General features: G+C 74.4%; 8 protein-coding genes and 3 pseudogenes. 1 reads left to right on the top strand and 10 read right to left on the bottom strand.

The genetic code is table 11. The features are described from left to right. Window positions 1-70: 70 nt before the first annotated feature. The 6 genes and pseudogenes from GQS09_RS23455 to GQS09_RS23430 form a co-directional block, all read right to left on the bottom strand. Window positions 71-352 carry a DUF3039 domain-containing protein gene (locus GQS09_RS23455; protein WP_093840621.1) on the bottom strand — a complete coding sequence of 94 codons (282 nt, stop codon included), beginning with the start codon at window positions 350-352 and terminating at the stop codon, window positions 71-73. Window positions 353-363: 11 nt separating this feature from the next. Beyond that, window positions 364-921, bottom strand: a complete 558-nt coding sequence (locus GQS09_RS23450) for a YqgE/AlgH family protein (RefSeq protein WP_165989429.1) — start codon at window positions 919-921, stop codon at window positions 364-366. 364 nt (window positions 922-1285) lie between these two features. Beyond that, window positions 1286-1567: an HU family DNA-binding protein gene (locus GQS09_RS23445; protein WP_093840506.1), complete on the bottom strand. Its 282-nt coding sequence runs from the start codon at window positions 1565-1567 to the stop codon at window positions 1286-1288. A gap of 414 nt (window positions 1568-1981) precedes the next feature. Continuing rightward, window positions 1982-2686 (bottom strand): annotated as a pseudogene (locus GQS09_RS23440) (NADP-dependent malic enzyme); the annotation flags it as partial. A gap of 26 nt (window positions 2687-2712) precedes the next feature. Then, a pseudogene (locus tag GQS09_RS23435) lies at window positions 2713-3543 on the bottom strand (NAD-dependent malic enzyme); the annotation flags it as partial. A gap of 102 nt (window positions 3544-3645) precedes the next feature. Then, window positions 3646-3966: a hypothetical protein gene (locus tag GQS09_RS23430; protein ID WP_165989428.1), complete on the bottom strand. Its 321-nt coding sequence runs from the start codon at window positions 3964-3966 to the stop codon at window positions 3646-3648. A 275-nt stretch (window positions 3967-4241) separates the two neighbouring features. Between GQS09_RS23430 and GQS09_RS23425 the strand changes: the two genes are divergently transcribed. Further along, complete coding sequence (locus GQS09_RS23425; protein ID WP_165989427.1) at window positions 4242-4523, top strand: hypothetical protein; 282 nt, start codon at window positions 4242-4244, stop codon at window positions 4521-4523. A 368-nt stretch (window positions 4524-4891) separates the two neighbouring features. Here GQS09_RS23425 and GQS09_RS23420 read toward each other — a convergent pair whose 3' ends face one another. From GQS09_RS23420 to GQS09_RS23405, 4 genes and pseudogenes are all read right to left on the bottom strand, one after another. After that, window positions 4892-7186 (bottom strand): UvrD-helicase domain-containing protein, encoded by a 2295-nt coding sequence (locus tag GQS09_RS23420; protein WP_165989426.1) that lies wholly within the window; start codon window positions 7184-7186, stop codon window positions 4892-4894. Window positions 7187-7405: 219 nt separating this feature from the next. Then, a complete protein-coding gene (locus GQS09_RS23415) occupies window positions 7406-8500 on the bottom strand; it encodes a uroporphyrinogen-III synthase (RefSeq protein ID WP_165989424.1) in 1095 nt (364 codons plus the stop codon). Between the two features lie 409 nt (window positions 8501-8909). Then, window positions 8910-10301 carry a NarK/NasA family nitrate transporter gene (locus GQS09_RS23410; protein WP_165989422.1) on the bottom strand — a complete coding sequence of 464 codons (1392 nt, stop codon included), beginning with the start codon at window positions 10299-10301 and terminating at the stop codon, window positions 8910-8912. A 306-nt stretch (window positions 10302-10607) separates the two neighbouring features. After that, window positions 10608-11169 (bottom strand): annotated as a pseudogene (locus GQS09_RS23405) (DUF1015 family protein); the annotation flags it as partial.

The raw sequence follows: 11169 nt of genomic DNA, 5'->3' as shown, positions 1-11169 counted from the left end.
GCCCCGGCACGCCCGCCGCACGGGGCGGCGGGCCGGTGCCGGGCGCGGCGGACGGCCGCGGGCCGTCCGGCTACTTCTTGTCGCCGTCCTTGCCGCCGCCGCCGAAGCTCATGGACTCGTAGATCTCCTTGCACTGGGGGCAGACCGGGTACTTCTTCGGGTCCCGGCTGGGCACCCAGACCTTGCCGCAGAGCGCCACGACGGGGGTGCCGTCCAGGGCGCTCGCCATGATCTTGTCCTTCTGGACATAGTGCGCGAAGCGCTCGTGGTCGCCATCGCCGTGCGTCGTCTGCGGAGTCGGCTCGACAAGCGTGCCGGTGCCCGCCCCGCGCTCGGGCTCAAGAGTGCTCATGGTGCCCAAGACTAATTCAGCGACGGGTCATCCGGGTACGTGGCCAGCAGTGCGAGGTTGCTGCGCTGCCGGCGGAGCACCGCGCGCCACAGCCGCTCCGGGTCCGGGGCCGAGACGTCGCCCGGCTCGGAATCGACCACATACCAGGCGCCCTCGTCGAGCTCGCGCTCCAGCTGGCCGGAGCCCCAGCCGGCATAGCCGGCGAACACCCGCAGCGACCCCACCTCGGCGGCCAGCACCTCGGGCGGCGCCTCCAGATCGACCAGCCCGATCGAGCCGTGCACCCGCCGCCAGCCGAGCGGGCTCTCGCCCGGCGCCACGGCCAGGGCCAGCGCGGCGTCCAGCGCCACCGGGCCCCCCTGGAAGACCACTCCCGGCTCCCCCGCGAGATCCGCCCAGGGCTCCAGCACCTCGGCCACGCCGACCGGGGTGGGACGGTTGAGGATCACCCCGAGGGCGCCGTCGCCGTCGTGGTCGAGCATCAGCACCACGGCACGCAGGAAGTTCGGATCGGCGAGCGCAGGGGTGGCCACCAGGAGCCGGCCGGCAAGTGATGACGCCTCGGTCATGGAGCCATGATTCCCCATTCCAGGCCGGGGTGGGAGGTGCTCCCGAAGGAAGGGCCCGCCCTGTGCATCCGGCCGCCCCGGTGCCCCGCGGTGCCCCGGACGGCCGCCGCCGGACGGGTCACGGCCGGTCACGGCCGGGGGCGGACACCGTGGTGACGGCGACACCGGGATGCGCGGACCGGCAGGCGCCGGTTCCCGCAGGCCGGGGCAGGGCCTCGCCCGCGTTCACCGGGGAGCGGCCGGTGCCGCCGGAGGAACGGGCACCGGCCGGGCGGCCCGCAGGCGCGGGACCGCCCGGCGGGCCCGGCCACCTGCCCGGCCGACGCGGGCGGCTGGGCAGGAGGGAGCAGGTGAACGCGCGGGCTCACTTGCCCTTGGCGGCCTCCTTGAGGCGGTTGCCCGCAGTGACCTTCACGCTGTAACCCGCCGGGATCTGGATGGGCTCACCGGTCTGCGGGTTGCGCGCGGTGCGGGCGGCGCGGTGGGTGCGCTCGAAGGTCAGAAAGCCGGGAATGGTGACCTTCTCGTCACCCTTGGCGACGACCTCGCCGGTCACCTCGGCCAGCGCTGAGAGCACGGCGTCGGCGTCCTTGCGGGTCACCTCGGCGCGCTCCGACAGAGCGGCCACCAGCTCGCTGCGGTTCATGAAAACTCCTTGCGTGCTACCCCCCGCCGTGGCGGCGGGGGTGGGGGTACCCCCCTGGCGGAGCCCGGGGGAGGAACACGCCCCGGCCTGCGGACACGGGGCGCCGGAAAGGGTGCCGCGTACCCGCGAGGACCTGACGGCCCGGACGCCGGGCCGGACGCGTTCATCTTGCAGAGTGCAGATGGTGCGATCCTGCCAGGGACCACTGACAGTCCCGGGGGCGGGGTCCGCGTGTCGGCGACCGCGCGCCGACCTCGCGCCCGGGACGCATCCTGCCCCCCGGAGTGCGGCGAAGGCCAATCCGACACCTGCGGAAACCCTAAGGGCACCGGTTCGGGGGCCTGCAGCGACGCGCCGTGCCGCACAGCCCCGCAGCGGTGCGGCGGGGGCGGGGGCGCGGGCGGTGGTGCCGGGTCAGGGGGCGGTCGCGGCGGCGCGCACCGCGCCCGCCACCGCGCCCGCCACCCGCTCGTTGAACACACTCGGCACGATGTAGTTCGCGTTCAGCTCGTCCTCGGTCACCACATCGGCCAGCGCCCGGGCCGCCGCCAGCATCATCGAGGTGTCCACCGTCCGGGACTGGGCGTCCAGCAGGCCGCGGAAGACACCGGGGAAGACCAGCACGTTGTTGATCTGGTTCGGGAAGTCCGAGCGGCCGGTGGCCACCACCGCGGCGGTCCGCCGGGCCACCGCCGGGTCGACCTCCGGGTCCGGGTTGGCAAGCGCGAACACGATCGCGCCCTCCGCCATCGCCGCCACATCCTCCCCGGTCAGCACGTTGGGCGCGGAGACGCCGATGAAGACGTCCGCGCCGGCCACCGCCTGGCCCAGGGTGCCGGTCATGCCCTCCGGATTGGTGTTCTCCGCGATCCAGCGCAGCGGCGCGTCCCCGTCCGCGTGCGCCAGGTCCGCCCGGCCGGCGTGCACCACGCCCAGGATGTCGGCCACCACCGCGTGCTTGACCCCGGCGGCCAGCAGCAGCCTGAGGATGGCGGTGCCGGCCGCACCCGCCCCGGACATCACCACCCGCACCTCCTCCAGCCGCTTGCCGACCACCCGCAGCGCGTTGTGCAGGGCGGCCAGCACCACGATCGCGGTGCCGTGCTGGTCGTCGTGGAANCCCCGGCGGCCAGCAGCAGCCTGAGGATGGCGGTGCCGGCCGCACCCGCCCCGGACATCACCACCCGCACCTCCTCCAGCCGCTTGCCGACCACCCGCAGCGCGTTGTGCAGGGCGGCCAGCACCACGATCGCGGTGCCGTGCTGGTCGTCGTGGAAGACCGGGATGTCCAGGGCCTCGCGCAGCCGCGCCTCGATCTCGAAGCAGCGCGGCGCCGAGATGTCCTCCAGGTTGATGCCGGCGAAGCCGGGCGCGATGGCCTTGACCACCTCCACGATGGTGTCGGTGTCCTGGGTGTCCAGGCACAGCGGCCAGGCGTCGATGCCAGCGAAGCGCTTGAACAGGGCGGCCTTGCCCTCCATCACCGGCAGCGCGGCGGCCGGGCCGATGTTCCCCAGGCCCAGCACGGCCGAGCCGTCCGTCACCACGGCCACGCTGTTGCGCTTGACGGTCAGCCGGCGGGCGTCGTCCGGGTTGGCCGCGATCTGGGTGCAGACCCGGGCCACGCCGGGGGTGTAGACCATGGAGAGGTCGTCGCGATTGCGAATGGGGTGCTTGGACGTCATCTCGATCTTGCCGCCGAGGTGCATCAGGAAGGTCCGGTCGGAGACCTTCTGCACGTCCACCTCGTCTATGCCGCGGAGCTTCTGGACGATCTCCTCGGCGTGCGCGGTGGAGCTCGCCGCGATGGTGACGTCGATGCGCAGCCGCTCATGGCCGGAGGCGGTGACGTCCAGGCCGGTGACGTGTCCGCCGGAGGATTCCACCACGGTGGTGATCTGGCTGACCGCCGGTCCGCCGGCCGGCACCTCCAGCCGGATCGTCATGGAGTAGGAGACGCTGGGCGCCGTTGCCATAGCAGTCCTTCACTTTCGGTGTGCTCCGCCGGCCCGCAGACGGCCGGTACCCCGTGGTCAGTGCTGTCCCACCCTACGAGAGGGCCACCTCGGCGGTGCGCGCTACGGACGGGTTCCGGCGGCACAGCCGCAGGCCACGCCGGAGACGATGCCGCAGCCCAGGCACCACCAGGTGCGGCCGTCGGCGTCCACGTCGGTACCGCCGCAGCCCAGGCATTCGGGGCCGGCGATCTGCCCGGCCACCGGGCGGCCGTTGGCGATCAGCATCCGCTCGTAGGCGGTGCGCTCCTCGGCGAAGCAGTCCAGGCACAGCGGCTCGTAGCGGCCGGGCAGCTTGACGGTCCGCTGCTGGCACCGCGGGCAGGGACGGACCCCGACGATGCCGGGGTCGACCGGCCGCAGGCAGTCATGATCCGCACTCATCGCGCACCCTTCCGAGCCGGGCGGTCCGGCACCGCGCGGCCGGCCGCCGGCGCCTCGCCGTCACCCGCCCAGTCTGCCCGTCCGGACCTCCGGTACGCCATGCCCGTTCAACAACCTCGGCTTCCGCCTCCGGGCCGCTCGGCCGGGGTCCGCGGATCGGCGTCCGCGCGCGGGCCGCAGCGGCCCGCGGCGGTCTGCCCGGTATAGGGTGACCGGCCGACGGACGGCACCGGACGGATGGGCCGGCAGGGCGACGCCCGCGGGAGGTGGCGGCCATGGGCAGGGACGCGGACCGCTATGCGCGGGCGGGGGCGGCGGCCGCCGCGCGCGAATACCTGGCCGGCGGCGGACCCGGGCGGCGCGGCACGGAGCGCGGCGGGCATCCGTGCGTGCCGTGCGCGGGGACCGGGACGGTGCGCTCGATCGAGCCGCTGAGCGGCGCGGTGCGGCACGGGGTGTGCTCCTGCTGCGCGGGCGACCGCGATCACGCGGACACGCCCTGCCCGGCGGCCCGCCCGCCGCGGCGGCAGGCGCCGGACGGCCGTGGACGGCCGTGAGGCGGGGGCCGCGCACCCGGCGCAGAACCGGCGCGATGCCGGCGCAGAACCCGGCGAAGAGGTGCGGCGGGCACGGGACGGGCGGCCCGCACCCCCGTTTCCGGAAGGTGCGGGCCGCCCGCGTGAACGTATGAGCACCGGCCCGCCAGCTCGCCTCGCGGCAAGTGGTCGCTCGAAGCGACGAAGGTTGGGCCCGGGGGCATGGAACGAGCCGGTGCCACCGAAAGGCTAACAAACCGAGCAGGCATCCGGCGATGCCGTCACACGCCGCCGTGTCCCCCTCGGTCTGCGGCCCTTCGAGGGGTACAACAGCCGCACATCCCGCCATATTCCAGACATCTTCCGCACCCGCCGCTGCGCCGGTGCGGTCAGCGCAGCAGGACGGGGATGCCGTCGGGGTCCGGGCCGTCGCCCGCGGCGGAGAGCACGGTGAGGCGCTGGGTGGCACGGGTCAGCGCCACGTACAGGGTGCGCAGCCCGGCCGGGGACTCCTCGGCGATCTCGGCCGGGGAGACCACCACCGTGGCGTCGTACTCCAGGCCCTTGGCCTCCAGGCTGCCGAGGGCCACCACCCGGTCGCCGAGTCCGGCCAGCCACGTGCGGGCCTCCTCGCGGCGGCTCATGGCGACCACCACGCCGACCGTGCCCTCCACCTCCTCCAGCAGGCGGCGGACGGCGGCACGGGCCTGTTCCGCCAGGTCCTCCGGGGCGGCCGAGAACACCGGCTCGACACCGGTGGCCCGGACCGCGCGCGGCGGGCGCGCGCCGGGCATGGCCCGCGCCAGCACCCGGGAGGCGACCTCGGCGATCTCCGCCGGGTTGCGGTAGTTCACGGTCAGCTCGAAGGAGCGGCGCGGACGGCTGCCCAGCGCCGCGGCCCGCTCGGCCGCGGACTCCTCCGGATCGGTCCAGGAGGACTGCGCCGGGTCGCCCACCACGGTCCAGGTCGCCTGCCGGCCGCGCCGGCCCAGCATCCGCCACTGCATCGGGGTGAGGTCCTGCGCCTCGTCCACGATGATGTGCGCGTATCCGGTGCGTTCCCGGTCCGCGGCGCGGCCGGCCTCCCCGTTGCGTTCCTGGCGGGCGGCCGCCATCCGCTCGGCGTAGGTGGTGACCTCCTCCAGGCCGGTGAGCTGGTCCAGCGGGTCGGTGTCGCGGGGCCGGGCGGGCTGGGCGGGGGTGCCGAGCAGGGTGCGCAGCTCGTCCAGCAGTGCCACGTCGTGTGCGGACAGGCCGCCGCCGTCCGGCCGGACGCGGCGCAGCGAGCGGGCGAGCTGCCGGACCTCGCCGGGCCGCAGCACCCGCCGGGACCAGCGGGCCAGCCGGTCCGGGTCGGCCATGGCGGTGAGCACGCCGAGCGGGGTGAGCTCCGGCCACCAGGCGTCCAGGAAGTCCAGGAAGGCGGAGTCGGTGCCGACGTCCTCGCCGAACGCCTCGCGGGCCTCGGCGGCCAGCTCCGGGTCCGGGTAGCGGCGGGGCGCGCCGGACTTCTGCCACAGCGCGTCCAGCAGCAGGCGGCGGGCGCGCGGGCGGAGCAGGTTGACCGGCGCGGTACCGCCCAGCACGGCGGTGCGGATACCTTTCAGCTCGTCCGCGTCCAGCTCGATCCGGGCGCCGAAGGCCACCACGCGCAGCCGGTCGGGCCGTTCGCCGAGCTGCACGGCCCCGCGTGCGGCGCGGTGCAGCACCTTGGCCATGCGGGCGGAGCCCTTGATCCGGGCCACCGGCTGCGGGTCGTAGGAGTCCGCCTCCACGCCGTCGGCCAGCGAGCCCAGGGCCCGGATCACCACCTGGCCCTCCTCGCCGAGCGAGGGCAGCACGCCCTCGGTGTAGGAGACCAGCAGCGGGGTGGGGCTGACCACCAGGATGCCGCCCGCGTAGCGGCGGCGGTCCTGGTAGAGGAGGTAGGCGGCGCGGTGCAGGGCGACCGCGGTCTTGCCGGTGCCGGGCCCGCCGGTGACCTCGGTGACGGAGACGGCGGGGGCGCGGATGACCCGGTCCTGCTCGGCCTGGATGGAGGCCACGATGTCGTGCATGGCGTGGCCGCGGGCGCGGCCGAGCGAGGCCATCAGGGCGCCGTCACCGACCACCGCGAGTTCGTCGCCGTCGAGCAGCGCGCGCAGTTCGGGCCGGAGCAGGTCGTCCTCGACGCTGACCACACGGCGGCCCTTGGAGCGGATGACACGGCGGCGCACCACCCGGCCGGGGTCGACGGGGGTGGCGCGGTAGAAGGGCGCGGCGGCGGGCGCGCGCCAGTCGATGACCAGCGGGACGTAGTCGGCGTCCAGCACGCCGAGGCGGCCGATGTGCAGGGTTTCGGCGATGCGGGCGGTGTGCTCGCCGTTCTCCTCGCGGATGGCGTCGTCGGCGGGCTCGACCGAGGTGGAGGCGCCATCGGGGCCGCGCACTCCGTCCTTGCCGGGCAGCAGGTCGATCCGGCCGAAGAGGAAGTCCTCGAACTCGCGGTTGAGCCGGTGCAGGTGGCGGCCGGCCTGGTAGACCTGGGCGTCCCGTTCGGCGAGCGCGCCGGGTGTCCCGACCTGGAAGCGCTTGGCGGCGTCGTCCACGAGGAACTCGGCCTCGTGGATCTTCTCCTCCAGCCGCCGGTACACGGTGTCCAAGTGCCGCTGCTCCCCGCGGATCTCGCGCTCCCGGACGTCCAAGGCTCGGCCCCCTTCTGCTGCTCGACAGGGCAGCCGTCAACCGTACACCCACAGCAACGAGGACGCCCCCCACCTGCAGCGCAGCGGCCTCCGATCCATGACGACGGTCACCGCCGGTAGCCGGGGGCGGACATACCGCTGTGCGGAAGCGCTCCCAGGGCCGCCGTTCCCCCGCCGCCGCGGTGCGCGGCGCGGGAGCGGCCCGGCGGGCCGGGCCGCTCAGCCGGCGTACTTCTGGCCGTCCACGGCCGGGTCCAGGGCGAGCCGGTACCCGCGCTTGACCACGGTCTGGATCAGCTTGGGATGGCCCAGGGCGGAGCGCAGCCGGGCCATGGCGGTCTCCACCGCGTGCTCGTCCCGCCCGGCGCCCGGCAGGGTGCGCAGCAGTTCGCCGCGCGAGACCACCCAGCCCGGGCGGCGGGCCAGGGCGCGCAGCAGCGCCATGCCGGCCGGCGGCACCGGCCTGAGTTCGTCGTCCACCACCACGCCGTGGCCGCGGATCTCCAGGGTGCGGCCGGCCACCGGCAGCGGGCGGGTGCGGGCCGGCAGCTCGTTGCAGAGGAGCTGCACCAGCGGGCCGAGCCGGAAGCGCTCCGGATGCCGGGCCGGCACGTCCCGCGCCTGGAGCGGCAGGGCGGTCACCGGTCCCACGCACACCGGCAGCACCTCGCCGCGCAGTGCGGCCAGCAGGTCCTCCTCCTCGCCGCGCTGGGCGGCCCGCGCCAGCAGCGAGGCCGCGGCCGGCGCGCTGGTGAAGGTGAGCGCGTCCACGCCGCGGCAGAGCACCGCGTCGATCAGCCGGTCCAGCGGGGACAGGTCCTCCGGCGGCATCCAGCGGTAGACCGGGATCTCCACCACCTGGGCGCCGGCGGCGCGCAGCGTGTCGATGAAACCGGGGAGTGCCTCGCCGTGGAGCTGGAGCGCGATCCGGCGTCCGGCCACCCCGTCGTCCAGCAGGTGCTGGAGCACCTCGGCCATGGACTCGGACTGCGGCGACCACTCCTCGGTGAGCCCTGCGGCCCGGATGGCGCCGCGCACCTTGGGCCCGCGGGCCAGCACCTGCGCCTTGGCGAGGGTGTCGAGCAGCGGTTCGCCGATGCCCCAGCCGTCGGCCGCGGCGACCCAGCCGCGGAAGCCGATGGCGGTGGTCGCCACGACCACGTCGGGGGCCCGCTCGATCAGCTGGCGGGTGGCGGCCAGGAGCTGGTCGTCGTCCGGCAGCGGCACGATCCGCAGGGCCGGCGCGTGCAGGACGGCGGCGCCCCGCCGTTTCAGCAGGGCACCCAGTTCGTCGGCGCGTCTGGCCGCGGTCACGCCNCCGCTCGATCAGCTGGCGGGTGGCGGCCAGGAGCTGGTCGTCGTCCGGCAGCGGCACGATCCGCAGGGCCGGCGCGTGCAGGACGGCGGCGCCCCGCCGTTTCAGCAGGGCACCCAGTTCGTCGGCGCGTCTGGCCGCGGTCACGCCGACGGTGAAGCCGTCGAGCGGCCGGATGCCGCGCGCTCCGGAGGAGGAGCCGGAGGGCGGGGAGGAGCCGGATGAGCCGGGCAAGGCCGGCGGTCCCGTGGCCGGAGCCCGCTCCCGAGGGGGTTCGCTGTGGGGGTGAGGCTGCTGCATGGTCGTATCCGCTCTGCCCAGTTCGGTACGAAGAACCGAGCCTGTCAACTCGGGGTGACGGGCTCGGTTCCTCGCGATTTCCCGCGTGTTACAGCAGGCTGTGGGGTGTCACACACCCGCGAACACGGGCTGCCGCTCCCGGGCCGCGGCCGTGTCCCCGCCCGCCGCCGCGGCCGCCGCCGGCCGCCTGCGGGTGTATACGGCCCAGGTCACCAGCAGGCAGGCCACGTAGAAGCCGCAGAACGCGATGAACGCCGCCGTGCCGTTGCCGGAGCTGATGAAGGACTGGCGCAGCGCCAGGTTGATGCCGAGACCGCCGAACGCGCCGACCGAACCGATGATCACCATGGAGGCGCCGCCGAGCCGCCGGGCGTAGAGCTGCGCGGCCTGCCCGGTCATGCCCTGGGCACGGGCCTTGGCCATGAAGATGCCCGGGATCATCTTGTAGGTGGAGCCGTTGCCGACGCCGGTCAGCAGGAAGAGCACGATGAAGCTGGACACGAACAGCGGCAGCGACTCCATGACCGAGGCCGCGGCCACACCGCCGGAGAAGACGATCATCAGCGCGAAGTTGATCAGCGTGACCCGGCCGCCGCCGTACTTGTCGGCCAGGGTGCCGCCGACCGGGCGGATCAGCGAGCTGAGCAGCGGGCCGATGAAGGTGATCGACGCGGCCTCCAGCGGGGTGCGGCCGAACTGGTTGGTCAGGACCAGGCCGAAGGCGAAGCTGTAGCCGATGAAGGAGCCGAAGGTGCCGACGTAGAGGAAGGCCATGATCCAGGTGTGGCCCTGCCGCACCGCCTCCTTGGACGCGCCGGCGTCGTTGCGCACCGGCGCCAGGTTGTCCATGGAGCGGATGGCGAAGAAGGACGCGGTCAGGATCAGCGGCAGGTAGATGGCGATGAGCACCCGCGGGGACCCGGTGCCGACCAGGAAGATCACCAGCAGGGCCACCCACTGGACGACGGGCACGCCGATGTTGCCGCCGCCGGCGTTCATGCCCAGGGCCCAGCCCTTGAGGCGGTTGGGGAAGTAGCTGTTGATGTTGGCCATCGAGGAGGCGAAGTTCGCCCCGCCCACACCGGTGCAGATCGCGACGATCATGAAGGTGGTGTACGAGGTCCCCGGCTCCATGACCACCAGCAGCGCGGTGGCCGGGATCAGCAGCACGGCGGTGCTGAAGATCGTCCAGTTGCGGCCGCCGAAGCGGGCCACCGCGAAGCCGTAGGGGACGCGCAGCGCGGCGCCGACCGCGGAGGCCACCGCCACCAGGAAGAACTTCCCGGCCGGGTCGATGCCGTATTCCGGCCCCATGAAGAGACCGAGGACCGAGAACATGGTCCAGACCGAGAATCCGATGTGCTCGGCGTAGATGGAGAAGCCCAGGTTCCGCTTGGCGATCTTCTTGCCTGTGCGCTCCCAGAACTCCTCGTTCTCCGGGTCCCACTCCTCGATCCAGCGCCCGCTCCGGCGGGCGGGTGTGGTCGTCGGGGCTGACATGCGGGCCTCCACGTGGGTAGAGCAGCTCACTGCGGCTTGTTGCTGCCCGAAGGTAGGGACCGAGCATTTCGCCGCTGTGGCACGAGGTGACACGGGCGAAACCTTGCTCTCACCCGGTGGCCGCTTCTGCGGTGAGCTGTCTTGAGCTGGGCGGATGCCCGTGGTGAGACCCGTGGGAGGGGGCGGGGGCGGCGGCCGGGGACAGCCTGCGGCGCCCGCCGCGGTATACCTGGCCGCGGCGGGGCCCGGGGCGGGCCCGGCACGGTCAGGCCGGGACAGGCACGGTCAATGCCGGGTCAGGCCGGGTCAGGCGAGGTAGGCCAGCAGGTCCGGGATCGGCTTGGGCCCGACGCTGGTGCTCTTGTACGGCATGCCGGAGCCGGTGGCCGCCCCCGCCCACACCTGGTTCCAGGTGGGCGCGGGCAGGATCAGCCCGACCTCGCCGGGCGCCGGGCCGGCCGGTCCGGTGGTGTAGCGGGGCGCGGGCACGATGCCCTGGTCCTCGCAGAGCAGCGGGATCAGCACATGGTCGCTGACCGCCGCCTCCAGCTCCGCCCACTCCGGCGGGAAGGTGCGCAGCCGGCTGGCCAGCACCGTGAAGGAGATGCCGGAGATCTCCCACACCTGGCCGTCGCCGGTGAGCAGCACGGTGCCGCGGGCCGGGGCGGGCAGCGCCGTGCCCGGGGCGGCGGTCTCCGCCGTGGGGCGCTGCCGTACCTGGGCGAAGCGGCTGGCGGTGCGCACCGCCCGGGGCAGGTCCAGGCCGGGCAGCACCCGGTGGGTGGCGGACAGGGTCAGCGGGTGCCGGGCGTGGTCCACCACCAGCGCGGGCAGCCGCCGCCAGGCGGACGGCCCGTCGTCCGGGCCG

Origin of the sequence: Streptomyces sp. YIM 98790 (assembly GCF_011421595.1) — a bacterium.
Taxonomy (GTDB): Bacteria; Actinomycetota; Actinomycetes; order Streptomycetales; family Streptomycetaceae; genus Streptomyces.
The sequence above is the reverse complement of the archived record's forward strand: the minus strand, read 5'-3'. Positions and strand labels throughout refer to the sequence as shown.